25 protein-coding genes and 3 other annotated features are annotated in these 17,388 nt (G+C 27.5%); of the genes, 8 read left to right on the top strand and 17 right to left on the bottom strand.

Going from position 1 to position 17,388, the window contains the following annotated elements:
• Window positions 1-233: 233 nt before the first annotated feature.
• The 3 genes from ACUSRV_RS03130 to ACUSRV_RS03120 all read right to left on the bottom strand — a co-directional run bounded on the left by ACUSRV_RS03130 (window position 234) and on the right by ACUSRV_RS03120 (window position 5,094).
• Window positions 234-929 carry a hypothetical protein gene (locus ACUSRV_RS03130; RefSeq protein WP_490140464.1) on the bottom strand — a complete coding sequence of 232 codons (696 nt, stop codon included), beginning with the start codon at window positions 927-929 and terminating at the stop codon, window positions 234-236.
• Window positions 930-1,553: 624 nt separating this feature from the next.
• Window positions 1,554-2,813: an McrC family protein gene (locus tag ACUSRV_RS03125; RefSeq protein ID WP_490140463.1), complete on the bottom strand. Its 1,260-nt coding sequence runs from the start codon at window positions 2,811-2,813 to the stop codon at window positions 1,554-1,556.
• Window positions 2,803-5,094: an McrB family protein gene (locus ACUSRV_RS03120; RefSeq protein WP_490140462.1), complete on the bottom strand. Its 2,292-nt coding sequence runs from the start codon at window positions 5,092-5,094 to the stop codon at window positions 2,803-2,805. The genes ACUSRV_RS03125 and ACUSRV_RS03120 overlap by 11 nt, the downstream gene beginning before the upstream one ends.
• Window positions 5,095-5,345: 251 nt before the next feature.
• Here ACUSRV_RS03120 and ACUSRV_RS03115 point away from each other — a divergent pair, with 251 nt between their 5' ends.
• Both ACUSRV_RS03115 and ACUSRV_RS03110 read left to right on the top strand, forming a co-directional pair.
• Window positions 5,346-5,792 carry a helix-turn-helix domain-containing protein gene (locus tag ACUSRV_RS03115; protein WP_490140461.1) on the top strand — a complete coding sequence of 149 codons (447 nt, stop codon included), beginning with the start codon at window positions 5,346-5,348 and terminating at the stop codon, window positions 5,790-5,792.
• An 89-nt stretch (window positions 5,793-5,881) separates the two neighbouring features.
• A complete protein-coding gene (locus ACUSRV_RS03110) occupies window positions 5,882-6,088 on the top strand; it encodes a hypothetical protein (protein ID WP_490140460.1) in 207 nt (68 codons plus the stop codon).
• Between the two features lie 62 nt (window positions 6,089-6,150).
• Here the strand turns inward: ACUSRV_RS03110 and ACUSRV_RS03105 are convergent, their stop codons facing one another.
• The 4 genes from ACUSRV_RS03105 to ACUSRV_RS03090 form a co-directional block, all read right to left on the bottom strand.
• Entirely contained in the window at window positions 6,151-6,729 is a 579-nt protein-coding gene (locus ACUSRV_RS03105; protein WP_490140459.1) for a hypothetical protein, read from the bottom strand.
• Window positions 6,730-6,776: 47 nt separating this feature from the next.
• Window positions 6,777-7,049, bottom strand: coding sequence for a hypothetical protein (locus tag ACUSRV_RS03100; RefSeq protein WP_490140458.1), 273 nt, complete (start codon window positions 7,047-7,049; stop codon window positions 6,777-6,779).
• 177 nt (window positions 7,050-7,226) lie between these two features.
• Window positions 7,227-7,400 carry a DUF1540 domain-containing protein gene (locus tag ACUSRV_RS03095; RefSeq protein WP_490140457.1) on the bottom strand — a complete coding sequence of 58 codons (174 nt, stop codon included), beginning with the start codon at window positions 7,398-7,400 and terminating at the stop codon, window positions 7,227-7,229.
• A gap of 154 nt (window positions 7,401-7,554) precedes the next feature.
• Window positions 7,555-7,920: an HIT family protein gene (locus ACUSRV_RS03090; RefSeq protein ID WP_490140456.1), complete on the bottom strand. Its 366-nt coding sequence runs from the start codon at window positions 7,918-7,920 to the stop codon at window positions 7,555-7,557.
• A 163-nt stretch (window positions 7,921-8,083) separates the two neighbouring features.
• Between ACUSRV_RS03090 and ACUSRV_RS03085 the strand changes: the two genes are divergently transcribed.
• Complete coding sequence (locus tag ACUSRV_RS03085; protein ID WP_490140455.1) at window positions 8,084-8,653, top strand: metal-dependent hydrolase; 570 nt, start codon at window positions 8,084-8,086, stop codon at window positions 8,651-8,653.
• Between the two features lie 48 nt (window positions 8,654-8,701).
• On the opposite strand, the gene ACUSRV_RS03080 is transcribed toward ACUSRV_RS03085, so the two are convergent.
• On the bottom strand, window positions 8,702-8,959 hold the full coding sequence (locus ACUSRV_RS03080; RefSeq protein WP_490140454.1) for a Mor transcription activator family protein: 258 nt from the start codon (window positions 8,957-8,959) through the stop codon (window positions 8,702-8,704).
• 24 nt (window positions 8,960-8,983) lie between these two features.
• Window positions 8,984-9,790: a DnaD domain protein gene (locus ACUSRV_RS03075; protein ID WP_490140453.1), complete on the bottom strand. Its 807-nt coding sequence runs from the start codon at window positions 9,788-9,790 to the stop codon at window positions 8,984-8,986.
• A gap of 190 nt (window positions 9,791-9,980) precedes the next feature.
• Here ACUSRV_RS03075 and ACUSRV_RS03070 point away from each other — a divergent pair, with 190 nt between their 5' ends.
• Genes ACUSRV_RS03070 through ACUSRV_RS03060 form a run of 3 tightly spaced genes read left to right on the top strand, consistent with a single transcriptional unit; the run spans window position 9,981 to window position 11,336 of the window.
• Window positions 9,981-10,313 carry a helix-turn-helix domain-containing protein gene (locus ACUSRV_RS03070; protein WP_490140452.1) on the top strand — a complete coding sequence of 111 codons (333 nt, stop codon included), beginning with the start codon at window positions 9,981-9,983 and terminating at the stop codon, window positions 10,311-10,313.
• A gap of 52 nt (window positions 10,314-10,365) precedes the next feature.
• Entirely contained in the window at window positions 10,366-10,881 is a 516-nt protein-coding gene (locus ACUSRV_RS03065; RefSeq protein WP_490140451.1) for an ImmA/IrrE family metallo-endopeptidase, read from the top strand.
• Window positions 10,882-10,907: 26 nt separating this feature from the next.
• The gene (locus ACUSRV_RS03060) at window positions 10,908-11,336 is read left to right on the top strand and encodes a helix-turn-helix domain-containing protein (RefSeq protein WP_490140450.1); all 429 of its coding nucleotides are present in this window, start codon (window positions 10,908-10,910) and stop codon (window positions 11,334-11,336) included.
• 135 nt (window positions 11,337-11,471) lie between these two features.
• Here ACUSRV_RS03060 and ACUSRV_RS03055 read toward each other — a convergent pair whose 3' ends face one another.
• The 7 genes from ACUSRV_RS03055 to ACUSRV_RS03025 form a co-directional block, all read right to left on the bottom strand.
• Window positions 11,472-11,660 carry a hypothetical protein gene (locus tag ACUSRV_RS03055; RefSeq protein ID WP_490140449.1) on the bottom strand — a complete coding sequence of 63 codons (189 nt, stop codon included), beginning with the start codon at window positions 11,658-11,660 and terminating at the stop codon, window positions 11,472-11,474.
• A gap of 116 nt (window positions 11,661-11,776) precedes the next feature.
• On the bottom strand, window positions 11,777-12,124 hold the full coding sequence (locus ACUSRV_RS03050; RefSeq protein WP_490140448.1) for a hypothetical protein: 348 nt from the start codon (window positions 12,122-12,124) through the stop codon (window positions 11,777-11,779).
• A 371-nt stretch (window positions 12,125-12,495) separates the two neighbouring features.
• Window positions 12,496-13,059 carry a hypothetical protein gene (locus ACUSRV_RS03045; protein ID WP_490140447.1) on the bottom strand — a complete coding sequence of 188 codons (564 nt, stop codon included), beginning with the start codon at window positions 13,057-13,059 and terminating at the stop codon, window positions 12,496-12,498.
• Between the two features lie 49 nt (window positions 13,060-13,108).
• Entirely contained in the window at window positions 13,109-13,672 is a 564-nt protein-coding gene (locus tag ACUSRV_RS03040; protein ID WP_490140446.1) for a hypothetical protein, read from the bottom strand.
• Between the two features lie 203 nt (window positions 13,673-13,875).
• On the bottom strand, window positions 13,876-14,094 hold the full coding sequence (locus ACUSRV_RS03035) for a hypothetical protein (protein WP_490140445.1): 219 nt from the start codon (window positions 14,092-14,094) through the stop codon (window positions 13,876-13,878).
• A 50-nt stretch (window positions 14,095-14,144) separates the two neighbouring features.
• Window positions 14,145-14,353, bottom strand: a binding site (T-box leader).
• 24 nt (window positions 14,354-14,377) lie between these two features.
• Window positions 14,378-14,596: a hypothetical protein gene (locus ACUSRV_RS03030; RefSeq protein ID WP_490140444.1), complete on the bottom strand. Its 219-nt coding sequence runs from the start codon at window positions 14,594-14,596 to the stop codon at window positions 14,378-14,380.
• 58 nt (window positions 14,597-14,654) lie between these two features.
• Window positions 14,655-14,862 (bottom strand) — a binding site (T-box leader).
• Between the two features lie 41 nt (window positions 14,863-14,903).
• Window positions 14,904-15,118, bottom strand: a binding site (T-box leader).
• Between the two features lie 89 nt (window positions 15,119-15,207).
• A complete protein-coding gene (locus ACUSRV_RS03025; protein WP_490140443.1) occupies window positions 15,208-15,780 on the bottom strand; it encodes a hypothetical protein in 573 nt (190 codons plus the stop codon).
• Window positions 15,781-15,981: 201 nt separating this feature from the next.
• On the opposite strand from ACUSRV_RS03025, the gene ACUSRV_RS03020 reads away from it, so the two are divergent.
• On the top strand, window positions 15,982-16,200 hold the full coding sequence (locus tag ACUSRV_RS03020; protein WP_490140442.1) for a DUF1659 domain-containing protein: 219 nt from the start codon (window positions 15,982-15,984) through the stop codon (window positions 16,198-16,200).
• A 32-nt stretch (window positions 16,201-16,232) separates the two neighbouring features.
• Window positions 16,233-16,454 (top strand): DUF2922 domain-containing protein, encoded by a 222-nt coding sequence (locus ACUSRV_RS03015; protein WP_490140441.1) that lies wholly within the window; start codon window positions 16,233-16,235, stop codon window positions 16,452-16,454.
• A 44-nt stretch (window positions 16,455-16,498) separates the two neighbouring features.
• Here ACUSRV_RS03015 and ACUSRV_RS03010 read toward each other — a convergent pair whose 3' ends face one another.
• Window positions 16,499-17,191, bottom strand: a complete 693-nt coding sequence (locus ACUSRV_RS03010; protein ID WP_490140440.1) for a DUF4397 domain-containing protein — start codon at window positions 17,189-17,191, stop codon at window positions 16,499-16,501.
• Window positions 17,192-17,388 lie beyond the last annotated feature (197 nt).

Genomic DNA, 17,388 nt, shown 5'->3' with positions numbered 1-17,388 from the left:
TTGCTGTTAGTTTAGATATTGTCAATATTCATATTTTTTGTGTTTGTATAACTATGTTTTAATTTATATAAAAGTAAGGCTACCAATTGCTTGGTAGCCTACATGTTCCTCTTATATTTAGTTTTATTTTAATACTTCTTATATCAAATAGTATATATTTACTTTCCTTGAACAATCTTAAATCTTAAAAACAAGATATTTTTGTCTAATTATGTATAAAGGATTAATTTATCTTACTGCTTATCTTTTGTCTTAAAGTATCCTCGTAATATTAACATTAATATTAATATTACGGCTGTCAAAATTGGTATTAATATAGCAGCTATCGAGATACCAGCCCAGATATACATTGAAATATCTTGCAGTATTTCATTGATAAAATATGTAACGGTACCTAGCACTATGAAGATTATTATTGCAATACCTAATTTTTTATTATCTAACTTCGTTATCTTTTCTATTTCTTCCCCAATACTCTTTGGACTTGTATCAAACCATAAGAACTTGCTCAATAAAACAGCAAGTATAGTAAGTACAAAATCTATATCTTTAACTATAATATAAATTATTATTAAGCTTAGAATATTGCAGGCATAAATAATACTATTAACATTACCGCACTTCATTTTAAAAGGTACATTTATCAATATCCTTAAAAGTATTCCTATTAAGAAAACCCATACCACAAGTTTTATTCCACTTGAGTCATTTGGTTTAAATAAATATATGTATATAAAGAAAGATAGTACCATTATAAAGATTCCTATTAATAATGCTATAATATTAGCTTCAAATCCTTCTGTAGTTTTAATTATATTCTTTATTTTTTCTCTATAATCTCTATTTATAATTATTAAATATACGCAGGCAACCATAAGTATAATTATTGCTGTAGTAGATATAATAGCGTATTTTTCCAAATTAGACATAGCCTCTCCACCTTAATATTTATATTGAAAGATAACATAATTTTATCGCATAGTAGATATACTTTTTTGTAATTACTAATAACAACAATACTCTACCATATAATAGCAATACTGCTATTCAGTCATTCTATTCCCCCCAAATCATATTAATTTACACCAATAAGCCTCATAAAGTTTATTTCCTATGCGTGCTGGCTCTATGTCTTACACAAGTTAGAATAGTTTCATGCTCAATAGTAACTAAGATATTTTCTTATATTTTATATGTATTAGTTTATAAGTTATTTTTATAACCCTTAGCATCTACTGTGCCTTAGTTTATATATTTCATATAGTAAATTTTAAGCTTTTCTTAATTAACAAAACTTGTTTTTCATTACTTTTAAAATTTCATAGTTTATTTCTAATAATTCCAACACCTACTTTTTAATGTATTTATCCTTTACCTTTATCCACAATTATTTATAGAAAATATAAACTTTTATTTATTTTAAATTTTTCTATGAAATTTTTAAAAGATAAATCTATACCTAATTATAATTGAATTTACCATATTTTTCAACACGCACCTAAGACATATAGAAAACTAAACTTCTTAACGGAGTTTAAACTATTTCATTATTTTTAATTACCATATATTACCTCATTTAAATCCTCCATAGTATCACTTAAGCTATCTAATCTAACACTTTTAATCTCTATATACTTATCATCAAAAGGTGGCGACAACTGCCATGTTGGATAAGTACTATCTTCATTAACATATGGATAAAGTAAAATACATCTTTTAGCTTTTTCATATGCTGTTACATATGCATACATCTGATATATATCACCTTGAACATAATTTAACCTATCGTTATATTCAATTACCTTCCACTTTGTATCTATAATTACTTGATAATCTTCTTTATAGTCATTAAGAACTATATCAGGTTTTAACTTTATATTTTTTCTATTAGAATTAATATTATTTAAAAGATATTTACCTTCGTCTTGTAGTGATACTCTTCTATTTTTATCATTCCAAAGCGTAGATATTATATTTCCTATATACTGCTCATATAGTGTATTCATTTCAAACAACATTGAAAAGCCTTCATCTTTTCCTTTTGTGTTTTCCATAGACATATTAAGTATTATAAGCTTTGCAAAACTATAAGCATCTTTAAATCTAGTGTTTTGTCTATTAAACTTAAATGATAAAACTTGCTCCTTATTTATATGCCTATGTCCTACATCTCCAAAGAATAAAAGAAGTCTTTTAATATCATTTAATATAGAATCATTTCTAACTCTTTTCAAAACACATAAAGTTGCAGCTTTAAATACACTATTTAAAAAGTTATCTTCAGTATAATTATCATACCTACAAAATGCCCTGGTTTTATTTGCATAATTGTTTTTAACGTGTTCCTTAAGAAGTAACTTACCTTTTAAGCTATTTAAATTATCTTCTTCATGTACATATTCAAAATACATACCTCTTTGTAATTCTTTAATTAAAGAATCTTTATAAAACTTAGCTATTATATCTATTAAACTACAATTTCTTAAATTCACATCTAAAGTATCAGTTATCTTAATAGGTAATTTATCACATTTTGAAAGCATAAATAAAAGCATTTCCCTATCTTTACTTATATTATTTGATAAAGATATTTTAGGTAGAATCTCTATTGTAACTTCACCTAGAGCTATTATACCTACATAATTTATAAAACTTATTTTATTATATTTTACTTCTATTACTTCTTTATCATTGTAATGAATACTAAGGTATTTTATAAGAGATTCATATTCCTTATTTGAAAGTTCATCATCTTTATCTCCAATATATATCCAGTCAAAGGATTCTCTAATACATATATACTTATCCTTCATATATATTTTTCAACTCCCCAGCACCTATGCTAGGTTTTATATGATATTTTGTTTTGCTATTAAACCCATAAGAAAAATCTCTAGATTTAAATAAGTTTTCTGCTCTTATCTCTTCTTTGTAAATTATATATTCATCTTCTTCGCTTTTACCTATTCCACCTAAAATAAGGCCTATCTTTTCCCAGTCATCATAAAAATACTCTTGAAGTAGTGGAATTATCTTATTTTTAAATACTGTAGATATATCTTCTATACTCTTTGCATTTTTCAAATAAGCATGTCCTATCATATGATCTCTGTCATATAAAAACTCTATTCTTTTGTTTATAATACCAAGCATTTTTTCCATATCTATATCATCAATAGTATCTAGTAAACTTTCATCTGGCATCATTTCTATAAAGTTAAATCTTCTTCTTAATGCAATATCCATAAGAGCAATAGATCTATCTGCTGTATTCATCGTTCCTATAATATATAAATTTGGAGGTAGTGAAAATTCTTCTTTAGTATAAGTTAACTTTAAAATAACTTGATTATTCTTAGTTATTCTCTTATCTTCTTCAAGTAAAGTAAGTAATTCACCAAATATCTTTGATATGTTTCCTCTATTTATCTCATCAATTATAAGAACGTATTTATCCGCTTTATTGAAGTTAAAGCTATTTTTATTTCTTAAGTTCTTTAAAACAATATCTTTTCTTTGTTTTTTAAGTTCTTCTATAGATAAATCCTTGTTTATACTTAGTTTTTCTTCTTTTTTAAGACCAGAATAAGAAGCTTTAAATGCTATTTCCTTTAATATTCCATCTTCACATACAAAGTTTCCATTTCCATCTGATTTTAAACCTTCGATGAATTCCTCATATCCATATGACTGATGAAATGTACAAAATGCTATTTGCCCAGTTTCTATTAACTTATTAAATGCATCTATTGTTTTTTCTCTATCTTTTTCATCATCTGAATTTATAATATCTTTATATAAATTCTTATCTATTATTTCAAGAGCTTTGTTTACAACGTTATAGGTTTTACCAGTACCTGGAGGTCCATATAATATTATGTTTTTATCAAACTTTTCTTCTACAACAACATCTTCTTTAATAGTTTCTTTAATCTCTACTTCTTTCTTTGTGTTTTTGAATATAATAGAGACTAAATCTTTGTTTTTTACTTGAGTAAGAGTTTGCATATAATTTATACCTTCATGCTCAACTACATCAAGATTTGTCCATTCAATAGGTAGTGTATGTCCTAAGTTTTCATCAAATACATATCCATCAATAGGACTTTGTTTAACTATACCAATAGCAGATACTTTCATTACCGATATTTTTCCATTAGGTCCTTTTGTGAAACTTGATTTTAAAGCTATATAGTCTCCTTTTTTTATTTGAAGGAAATTTCTTATTGCTTTTCTACCAGCACTTTCAACATTTCTTTCTTCTAGTAAATTTTCTAAAGCTTCTTTGTCATCTATGTAATCACTTAGATCTTCTCTAAAAAAACCTATACCAAATACATTCTTAGATTTAAATTCTTCTAATTTTGATCCTTCATCTTGATAATAATATCCTGCTGCCCAATATTTTGTATCCGGAATTGATGCTTTGTAATACAAACTAGTTATAAATTCTCCTAGTATTGTATAGTTCCAATCTTTAAAAGTGTCGTATTCTTTAAGCTTTTTAAATATGTAATAGTTTAGAGCTACTAAGTTTTCAGAGTTTACAGGTGTTATATCTTCTAGCTCTAAATCTTTTCCAAGTGGAACAAGCCATCCTGATGATACAGCACTAAAGAATTTCTCTGGTACATATATGAGTAATATCTTTAATAAAACCATGTTCCATATAGGTATATTTAGTTCTATTATTTCTTCTATTTTATCTTCCTTTGCAAGTATTACTGCTTTGTATATTTTATCTCTTAAGGTATTAAACTCTAGCTCTAGATCCTCACCCTTTAGAATTCTTTTATTTTTACCATATCCTGTGCAGTATTCTCCATTTACATCCATGTATATATAAAACTTTGATGCATTACCTCCACGAATTCCTGCTAAGATTTTCCCGAATTCTAACCAATATGTAAATGTATCATTGTATTTCTCAGAATCATGACTACTATTTATAGAGTATTGTTCTAAAGTCATGTCCTTTATCATTTCTAGTGGAAACTTATTTATAAATCTAAGTCTGTCTTCTTCATCTTTTTTTATATATTCTTCTGTTATATTAAATTGTTTTGATTTTTCGATAAGTTCATTTATATTCATGTTAACCTCCTTATATTTTTACTTCTCTATTACGTTTATTTACATAATTTAATTATATTTACATTCCCTTAGCATAATCTAACATAAGTTATTCAGTACTCGTTTTGAGTACTGAATATAATAATTAAATTATAACATTATTTTCCTGTTTTTATTTACATTGAATATCTTATATGATATCATAGCTTCATCGAACATATGTTTGTATAGTGTATGTAACAATTATATTTTAGAAAAGGGGGTTATTATTTATGAATTTTAAATCTACATTTAAAAAACTTAGAGAAGAAAAGGGGTTAACTATAGAAGAATTAGCTATTGAACTTAAAATCCCTTATACAACTTTATTAAAGTATGAATCTGGAGAAATAATTCCTGGTGAAGAAATCTTAAAGAAGTTTGCAGATTTCTTTGATGTATCTGTTGATTATCTTTTAGGTAAGATTAGTATTAGAAAAGTTGATTATAGTTTGCTTACTAAGGATGATAAAAAAGAAATTTCAAATATATTAGAAGAAAGAAAATATGAATTAGAAAATTCAGATGAATTTTTGTTTGACAGTGAACGACTTTCTCAAGAATGTATAGATTCTTTAATTGAAGCTATGGAGATCGGCTTATCTATTGTAAAAATTAAACAAAACGAAGATCTACCCAAAAAGGAATTACAAGAGGTAATATTGGCGGATTCTAACTAACTTCTACTATGAACTTAGTAGTTTAAACCGTATTTTTACATCATTTTATCGAACATACATTCTGAAGATTATATATTAGGAGGAGTATTATGCTTAGACTTAAAGAAGAGTATGAGTTATTAGAGTATGAAAGAGAAGAGTATATGGAATTAGTAAAAAAGATAAACACTAATCGTGTTATTTGTATTTATGGTGAATCAGGGGCTCTATCATTAGAAGCATTACAAAGTATTTCACAAGCTATGGATCTAGGTATTGCTAAGGCAAGAGAAAGTCGAAAAAATAAAGCAAAATAAAAGCTACATATTTAAACCTTTATTCCGTACTCGTTTTGAGTACGGAATAAAAATTTAATAGCTTACATAAAAGCCTTCCCTGTAATTTCTTCAATTAAACTACAAAACATATTCCATGTTATTGGATAATTATTACTGCCAGACTTGTGTATTGTCTTGTCATCACTTTTTATATCTATACTCCATTGAGTACCATCACAAACACCAGGATCTTTGTAATCTGCTTTCCAACTCAGCAGATTTATAATTTTTAGATTCCCAATTATATAGTTATGCTCATCTAAATCAATAGCTTTTGTAACTGAGTCTTCAATTTCTTCTAGATTTGCTTTCTTAATCCATATTAATTTATTATTCTCAAAATCTAATTCAACCTCATAACATGGGCCGCAATATCCACCAATATATGCTCTTATACTTGAAATACTCTTATAAGCATTATCTATAACCTGGTTTTTATTCCACTCGTAATTACAATCTTTACAAAGATACTGTGGTGCATCTTCCATAATACAACATCCACCAAGGACTACCTTACCTTGTTCAGCCTCTTCATATAGTTCATAACTTGGCATTCCATATACTATTTTTACTGCATTTCTAGATCCACAGCTTGGACATTTCTTATATACTAGACTCATACAATATCCCCCTTAAATACTATCTTAGCATTTCATCCTACTAGGTACTACCTATTTATCAAATCATAAATCCAATCTACAAAATCATATTCATCATCATCACTTGTAGGTCTGTGAGTATCAGTAGCTCTAGGGTCCACCCCTTTATAGTATACCTTTCCATCAACAACAATTGCATCAGGACCATATCTTTCACGTATCTCCTCGGTAGTTTTTTGATACACATTAATAGCATAAATCATTGATACAATAACAATAAATGCTCCCATTATATGTATATATTTCTCTACTTTATCTTTATATTTTTTTATCCACTCCATATATAATCCCCTGCAATACCTAATAATAAAATTAATTTAACTACTGAAGTTATATTCTTTATTTTTTAGTATTCTCCTTTTAAGAGTATGTATTAAATCGCTATTTACTTTAAATCAAAAAAATAAATGGCCTTAGTCCTATAAAATCTAGAACTAAGGCCATTTATATAATTTGTATTATCTTAGAGAATTTTTTGGTTCATAGCTTCCACAGTCTGAACCTTCCACTTTTTTAGTTTTATTTTCATGTGTAACTACTTTTATGTTATTTAATGTACAATAATCTTTTTTGTCATCATGGAATTTACATTGTGACACAGTACATCCTATACTTTTGTTTATATTATGCATAATTAATACCTCCCATTAATTTAAAATAACCTTTCGGTCTAATTATATTATGTGTATTAACTATGAAAAATATATAATAGTCCTTTGTAATAAATAAAACCATTTTTGTTAAAATATTTTTTAAAATCTTAAAAATTAATTATAAGGCATTGTATTAGTACTTCATCTTACTAGGTACTGCTCCCCTTATTCCGCCTCTAGGATCTTCTACATCTTTTTTATATCTAGGGATCAAATGAACATGTAGATGCATAACAGTTTGTCCACCAGCTTCTCCTATATTAATTCCTACATTATATCCGTCTGGAAAATATTCTTTTTCAAGTAATTCTTTGCATTTATCAACTAAATCAAATATAGCTAGCTTTTCTTCTTTAGTGGCGTCAAAATATCCACTAACATGTCTTTTAGATATAATAAGTAAGTGTCCTTTGCTTACTGGAAACTTGTCATATATAGCATATGCTAATTCATTTTCTAAAACGTAATTGTTTATATTACAAAATATACAGTTATCCATTATATCACCTCTCTCAATTCTTCTACTTTAATTATAATTTCCTTGCATTATTTTTCCAATACATGAAATGAACTTAATTTTCTGTAACACATTTTACCCCATTTCATATATTACAAGTGATATTAGTTTACAACATTTATTAATAAATGGGGTGATATCCTTGATGGGGAAAACTCATGTTGGTGGCGGTATCCTATTTGGAGTACTGGCTCTTCATCTATTTTTTATGGATTATTTTTATGCTCTAGATCTAATCTATAAATTATTATATCTAGTAACATTTTATTATTGCCTTAAGCTAGGTTCATTGCTACCAGATATAGACACAGAAAAATCCACACTAGGTCTACGTATTCCTATAATATCTAGAAATATACATAAAATGTATGGACATAGAACTATTACACATAGTATATTTTTTATTGCATTAATAGGTTTGTTATTATTCATAATCAAACAAAAGATACTAGTAGTATTTCATGTACCTCTCTTAATGACTATTTATCCTGCAATTCAATGGGGTATAATACTTGGCTGTGCTTCTCATATTTTCTTTGATATGCTAAACATATCAGGTGTTGCACTTTTATATCCATCCCTTAATAAGATTAAATTCCCTTTACTTAAGATAAAAACAAACTCACCTCAAGAAGAACTATTTAGAAGTTTTATATATATTCTTATATTTTTATACTCAATTTTAATTTTATATCAAACTAATTTACTAAATTAATCAAATTGTATTCAGGCCAGGATAATCTCATGGCCTGAGTTTATCATCTTACATATTTGAAATTATCTTTCTAACTTGTACCTCAGTTATATTATATTTTCTCGCTAACTCCTTATAGTTTCCTCCATCAAAGCTTTCCTTTATAACCCTATTTCTAACAGGCTTTAATAAAGAGTTCATAGTTGGAATATACAAAGAGCTTCCACCACATAACTCACATAACTTTATGAAAGAATCTAGTCCTATTTCATCAGCAATATCATAAAAAGAATCAGTCAAGTCTTCCTTACTTAAATACTCTATCATATTTATCCCCCCGTATATTTATATCTAACTCCATTTTAGCTTTTGATTTTTCATAATAATATCTTCTAATTCCTCTTCAGTATACTTATTAAATGTCTCTTTAAAATTGTGAAAATTTGTTTTTCTATTGCTTTTAGATCTAGATTCATTATGTTTTATATCTTCTATACTTTTTATGTTTTTGCTTGTCCAATTTCTTATTATTCCCTTTATGTACCCCAAATTATAATTACCTTTACTTACACATATATCTAGGGCTTTTTTGAACAAATCAATATCTATATCTTTAGATACTTCCATAATCCAGTCACTTACAACATTATTTACTAAACCTAAATTAGATTCATATAACTTAGTCATAACTGCTAATTTTTCGTTATCATTATATATACATATATTGTTTTTATTATATTTGTTAATATTATTATTGTTATTATTAGTACTCAAATTACCTACGGGTAGCCTATCTACCATTAGGTTATCCACCGGTAGATTTTGACCTGATGGTTTCTCTTCTTCTACATATTGATTTATAATATATATGTTATGTAAAAATGCACCAGCATTATCTCTTCTCTTTTCTACAGTTATGTATCCTAATTCTTTTAAGGTCTTAACATGACTTTGAAACCTTTTTTCACTTATATTCAAATGACTGATTATAGTTTTTACACTTGGAAATGCCTGATTTAGCCCTCCCCCACAATAAGAAGCTAAATATGCATATATTCCCTTTGACTCTATTGTAAGTCTATTATCTTGCATTACTAGTTTTGGAATTATGCCATACCCCCTACTTTGAACATTTCCCTCTTGTACTATAAATTCCATGAATTTGTCCCCCTTATAGTTCCTTTTTGAAACATTTCTTTAAAATTAGTGTTTTATTGTCACTAATTTATTTTTATTATAGTGTCGTATAGTCACATTGTCAACGTTATTTACCTATATTTTTCCATTTTTATAATTTATTGTTTACAATAAGGCACATGGATGATATTATTTATTTGGAGGTGATTGTGTGAAGTTTGGAAAAAGATTAAAAGGACTTAGAGAAAGTAGAAACGTTACTCAACAACAATTAGCAGATGTACTAAATGTTGGCAGAGCAACTATAGCTGGATATGAAACTAAGGACAAAAGTCCTGATTATGATAGATTAAGACTTATAGCACAGTTTTTTAATGTTACTACTGATTATCTTTTAGGAATGGAACCAAAGGAAATTACTAGCGATACAACTTTGGCAACTCATAGAACAAACTTTGACGAAGGTCTTCCAGAAGAAGCAAGACATGAACTAGAAGAATATCTAAATTATCTTAGATTTAAATACAGTACAGACAAAAACTAATATACTAATCCTACTTACATCTAGAAATAATTATATTTTTAGGAGAGAAACCATGAACAAATTACAACAATTATATAATTTATGCGATGCTGAAGGGATTAAAATAGAATTTGCTACTCTTCCTTATGATTTATTGGGGCTTTATTTTAATGAAAAAAGAAGTTTACCTGTAATAGGTTTACATAAGTGTTTAGAAAAAAATAATCTTAAATTGTTAGAGGTCCTAGGAGAAGAATTAGGTCACTACTATACTACTTGTGGAAATCATGTAGGTCCTTATCCAGTATATAGAAACAGGCTAGTTCTTAATAAAGTAGAGGAAAAAGCTATGAGATGGGCAACAAATTACCTTATCCCAAAGGATGAACTTTTAGATGCTTTAAGTAAAAATATAACATCTCTTTATGATTTATCCGATGAACTAGGTGTAAGTTACGACCTTTTAGTATATAGACTTGAGTTTTTATCTAGAGAAGAATGCTTTATCTCTTTTGATGATAATGCTCTTTTTTTGGAACTTCAATCGAACATACATTCGGATTATATGAATAATAAATTTTGTTACTAATATTTTATAAAAAAGGGGTCATTGTTATGAATTTTGGAGTTAGATTAAAAGAACTTAGATTAGAAATGAGATTAACAAGAAAAGAATTGGCAAATGAATTAAGAATCTCTTACCACTCCATAGCAAAATACGAAACTAGCAATAGATTTCCTGATAGAGAAGGACTAATAAAAATTGCAGATTTTTTTAATGTATCTTCTGATTATCTTTTATGTAGAAGTAATTTTAGAAATCTAGATTCTATTTTTCTATCTAATGATCATAAAAAAGATATTATGTATAGGTTAGAAAGTATAAAAAATGACTTAAAAGGTTCAGAAGAATTTATTTTTAATGGCGGACCACTTTATCAAGGAGCCAAAGATTCTTTAATTAAAGCTCTGGAAATTGGCTTGTCTATTGCAAAACTTAAACAAAAAAAATATTTACTCAAAGATGGTTCTCCTAGTGAATAATCTATATGAGCCATCTGCTTAAAATAAAAGGCTATGTTTTAGTATAATGTTGAAATTAAGTATATATTAAAAAAGAGGAGAATTAACTAAACTCTCCTCTTTTTTCTTCATATCATATAAATGTTATTCACTACCTTAATCTTTATTATCTTTAGTAATTTTCTTATGGTTATTATAAGCACCCATAAAAAAACAGATACATGCAGCTATATTAAAAATTGGCGCGAGAATAAATTGATTACTTACTAATTGCAAAATAGTAGATATTAAAGAACAGAATCCCGCAACTAATAATAGATTTCGAGATCGTTTAAAATCCTCCATAAAATCCCCCTCATATTGCGTAATATTATATTACTGCGTAGTATATAAATACTATGCAACGCAGATTGTTTATCTAATACTTAAAATTAAACTTTTTCAAATTTAATTTTAATCTGCTAAATCATACTATTATCTTTAAAATTTTTCACTAATGTTGTAAGTTCAGATTCACTAACTTCATAATAATTTTGATTTAAATATTTATTAATCTGGCAAGTAATATTTTTAATTTGCTCTTTATCTAAACTCACAAACCAATTTTCATCTATAATTGAACTAATAATGATTTTTGCTTCTTCAACACTTAATTTTTCATTTTTTCTTAATAAGCCTTTATAGATTTCTCTTCCAATAATCTCATATTTTAAACCTGAACTGAAAATATGCATCTCTTTCCTAATTATCCTGTAGATTAAAATGCCTATACCTATTAATACTGTCAAAATAAGCACAATATATTCCATATATTATTGCGGTCTCCTTTATTACTGAAAATTTTAAAAGTCATTATATTATAATATGTGTAATCATCTTTCACTTCTTAATAAAATACGTATTATTTAGTAGTACTATACTGCTGAGTAATATTGTACAACTGCCTAGTATATAATTATATATTAATTAATCAAACTAGTATTTACCTTAACTCGCCTACCCATATATCTCCCGTTTTTACTCTATAACATATATCTTTTGTACCGTCATATTCTGTATTCAGAATTTGTTAGGTTTACAACACTATATAACACCTACTATCATTGAGACTTAAATTATAACGCAAAAGCTACAGCAATAGAAACTGGTACCTGAAATGCTATAATTATGATTTATATAACTAAAATTTATTATATAAAAATCCTTTATCTTTAACCTCAACAACTATTCCTAAGTCAGAAAAAATTCTAGCTACATCCCTCATACTTTGTTTGCCTATAACAACAAATTTCATTGGTTTACCTTGATTTGTTTCAATAACAAAAGTCCCTTCATTTTGGTATAGGGTATAAAATGATGAACGCTTCATAAAAATTTTCACTTTATTTATTTCACACTTATTAAAAACAAAATTACCTTTATCCTTATTCAAAAAAGTAATAGAATCGAATTCAAAAGTGTTATAGTATTCCTCTAGTTCAAAACGTTTATTAATTTTATTCTTAGTCCATCCTGAAAGGAATCGCCTAAGTAACCACTCTATTAAAATAGATAATAATCCATTACCTGACCAACTATAAAAGAACGAATCTTCAGATTCCTTATCAAAAATGTCCCCTGCTAATTTTGCTCCATATATAGCATCATTTTTTCCATATATTTTATATAATCCATTCACTTTTAGTTTGTCTGTTCTAAATAAATAGCAATTTGGAATAGAACACTTATGGTCTTTTTCAATCAAACTTATCCCCGCCCTTATAGCTAATCTATTTTTCTACCTATTTATATAACTAAAATTTATTGTATAAAAGTCCTTTATCTTTAACCTCAATGACTATCCCTAAGTCAGAAAAAATTCTAGCTACATCTCTCATACTCTGTTTACCTATAACAACAAATTTCATTGGTTTGTCTTGGTTTGTTTCTATAACAATAGTTCCTTCATTTATGTACATGGGATCAAATGATATACGTTTCATAAAAATTTTCACTTTATTTATATCACACTTATCAAAAATAAAATTACCTTTATTCTTATTCAAAAAAGTAATAGAATCAAATTCAAAAGTATCATAGTATTCTTCAACTTCATAGCGTTTATTAATTTTATTCTTAACCCATCCTGAGAGAAGCTGTCTAAGTAACCACACTATTATCATAGATATAAATCCAGTACCTATCCAACTATCAAAGCACGAATCTGCAGATTCTTCATCAAAAATTTGTCCTGATAGCTTAGCTCCAAATATAGTATCATTTTTTTCATATATTTTATATAATCCATTCATTTTTAGTTTATCTATTCTATACAAATAGCAATTTACTATAGAACACTTAGTGTCTTTTATAATCAATTTTATCCCCGTCCTTATAATATCCTTCTCCTAATAATATATATTTATAATTCTATTTCACATTATTATACAACTATGTATTAAACTATAGTTTGATTATATAATAAATATAATAATTTCAACACTAGTTTAAACATAGCCAAATAAAAAAAAACGGCATGAGTCCAGTTTAATATCGAACACATGCCGTATAAGTTTCTTTATTAAAATAATTCCATATTGAAATTGCTATCATCAAATAAAGGTACAAATCCAAATTCTCTAAGTAGTGCTGCTTCTGTTATAACCCAAGTATCACCAAATCTTTTTACATCTATATTGTTAACAAATCTTTCCCCTATACCTTGTATTAAATCAGCTTCATCCACATCGTACATATTAACTACATTTGCTAAAGTATATAATCCTTTGAAAGAACCCATAATATTACCTCCTCAATTTGTGTATAAAAAAAGACCCTAGTACCCCTATAAAAAGGGACGAAAGTCTATATCCGCGTTGCCACCCTAATTGGTTATATAAAATATAACCCTCTCAGACCTGTAACGTAGGTTTACGTCTAATCTTATTTTCGATTAGAAGCTCCGGAATAGATTCGAAAATCATTGCAGTGAGTTCTCACCAACCACTCACTCTCTGAATACAAACTTATTTTCTACTAGTTTCCTTCTTAGCTTTTTTATCATATATATTTTAAATTTTATATTAAAATAATTCCATATTGAAATTACTATCATCAAATAAAGGTACAAATCCAAATTCTCTAAGTAGTGCTTCTTCTGTTATAACCCAAGTCTCACCAAATCTTTTTACATCTATATTATTAACAAATCTTTCTCCTAAACCTTGTGTTAAAGTAGCCTGATCTACATCATACATACTAGCTACATTTGCTAAAGTATATAATCCTTTGAAAGAACCCATAAGCTCACCTCCTTTATTAATGTAAAAATGTATAAAAAAAGACCCTCGTACCCCTGTATAAAGGGACGAAAGTCTATATCCGCGTTGCCACCCTAATTGATTATATAAAATATAATCCTCTTAGACCTGTAACGTAGGTTTACGTCTAATCTTATTCTGATTAGAAGCTCCGGAATAGATTCAAAAATCATTGTAATGAGTTCTCACCAACCACTCACTCTCTGAATACAAACTTATTTTTTACTATTTTCCTTCTTAGCTTTTTGACTATTTTTTTTGTATAAAAAAAGACCCTCGTACCCCTGTATAAAGGGACGAAAGTCTGTATCCGCGTTGCCACCCTAATTGGCTATATAAAATATAACCCTCTTAGACCTGTAACGTAGGTTTACGTCTAATCTTACTATTATTTCCGATTAGAAGCTCTGGAATGGATTCAAAAATCTTTGTAATGAGTTCTCACCAACCACTCACTCTCTGCATACAAACTTATTTTTTACTACTTTCCTTCTTAGCTTTTTTGTTTTTAAGTTAATAATTATTATATTCTATCTGTTAAGTATATGCAAGTCTTTTTTTAGAATTTTTCTATTTTAAAATTAATTATATTTTTAGTTCTCAGGATTAGATAATAATTCATCTATATCACTAAAAAACTTACTAGCTAACTCTGATTCTTTATTTTCTTTTATAGGTGCTTCAAAGTATGGTATATCTATTCCATTTTCTTTTAACATATCGTCTAATACAGCTGTCATTACTCCATATACTCCTGGTACCTGTGGTGATTCATTGTCTTCTACCATAGATTCTGTTTCATATTTATTGGTTTTATGTTTGCCCCAACTAATGCTACAAGTAGGACTTCCCTGAATGCCTATAAAACATAAAGGTGTGTTGCTATTATTTTTAAGTTCACAAACCATATCTACATAATTTGTCAACTCTGATCTACAGTGTTTTTTAAAAAATATATTATCGTACTGTTCTCTCCCTTGTGGATTTCTCCAATATCCCATAGCAGTGAACTCTGGGCAAGGTAATTGTATTATAGAAATACTTTTTCCTAAAAAGTATTCGCTAACCATTTTAGAAATATCAAATCTTTTTCCCAACAAGTGAACCCTAGTCGATGGATTGAGTAAACAATGTGAGACAAGGACAAAATATCTTTTTTTGGACATATAATTTACTCCTTAATCTAAATGATCTTATAAGTATATTATTTGTTGCAAACATAATATATATCCTATGCAATAGTTACCTTTACATATCTAAAATTTTTCAAAATAATTTACTAAAATAATTTTAAAAACTTCTTTTCTGTTTAGCTAATTTGATACCATATATAATTAAATTAACCTAAAGGAAAGGAGGTAGATAACATGGCTATAGAAATAAACAATCTTTCGTCATTAAAGATAAAGTTATCTTTGGGACTTGATGGAGATGGTAAGGCAATAACTAGATCTAAGACATTTAGTGCCTTAAAACACGATGCGTTAGCTGATGATGTTTTAGCTGTTGCAAATGCATTTGTTAATCTTCAAGCATATGACTTAATGGATGTTTTAAAAGTAGATAACACATCTGTAAGTGCTTAGTAGTTTAAAAATATAGGAAAGGAGGTAGTTTTATGGTAAAAACTAGATTGGTTATGACTTTTGTAGATGCACTAGGTCAAAATATATCTATGTCAATAGATGATCCTAGAGCTGATATAACACAAGGTGAAATAACTTCTGCTATGAACTTAATAGTTGCAAAGAATGTATTTAAACCTAAAGGTTCTGATTTGGTAGGAATTGTAGAAGCTAAGATAATAGCTACTGATACTACAGAATTTGAATTAGCATAAATAAAAAGCCCTTTTTTAAAAGGGCTTTTTTTGTACATATAATATTATCTACATACTGTAAATGAAGTATTTCCATCTACAATTATTACAAATTGAGCTGAACCACCTTCTTTAAATAGTTTAGATGTAGGATCCAAACTTCCAACTATATAAACAGTAGTTAGTTTACCAATAGGCAAACTAACTCTAGCTGTTGGATTATATGCACCTGGTTTATTTGTTTCCACTGCTATACGATATAAGCCTTCCGTTGTCTTCACATAATTAGATGCATTAGCATGTGGCAAACGTTCCACTATTTCAGGTATTCCTCCTTGTACATAACTCAGTCTCACCGTTAGTCCTTCGCCTGTTAAATTAACAAATCTAACTTTAGTTTCATCTGGGTATACTTTTTCGTTAATATCATCTTTTATTGCTAATATATTTAGATTTTCCATTACTCTGTCTATTGTAAGAGTAAATATCTGGCCCCCTGTAATTTGAAATTCCGGTTCTTCTAGTAAAAGATTTTGGGTTCCTGATTGATAAACTTGTATATTATCAACAGCAACTGCAAAAGGAATATAATAACTTAGCCCCAAGTATGGTATATTTCTAAACCTTAAAACTCCATTTACATATACATCTATAGGAGGCATATCAGGCCTACTGTGAAAAATTCTAACAAATGAATATTGGTTATCTACACAAGGAATTATAATATCATGTGTAACTTGGCGATTGATTTTATACATAGCGTCACACCTTTTTATAAAAATTTTTAGCATAGTATAATATATGTACACAAGCATTAAATTGTTAAATACAAAATTAGAAGAGCAACAACGATAGTAACGGGTTTACTTTTGAGGTGCAAATTATAAAATCTCAACCAAAATCACAAAAAAAAGGGTGTGTTTTTTAACTAAAAACGCATCCTTTTTGCCTTAAA

The sequence above is a fragment of the Sporacetigenium sp. TC11 genome, from assembly GCF_058146105.1.
This window is presented reverse-complemented; position numbering and strand designations above follow the sequence as displayed.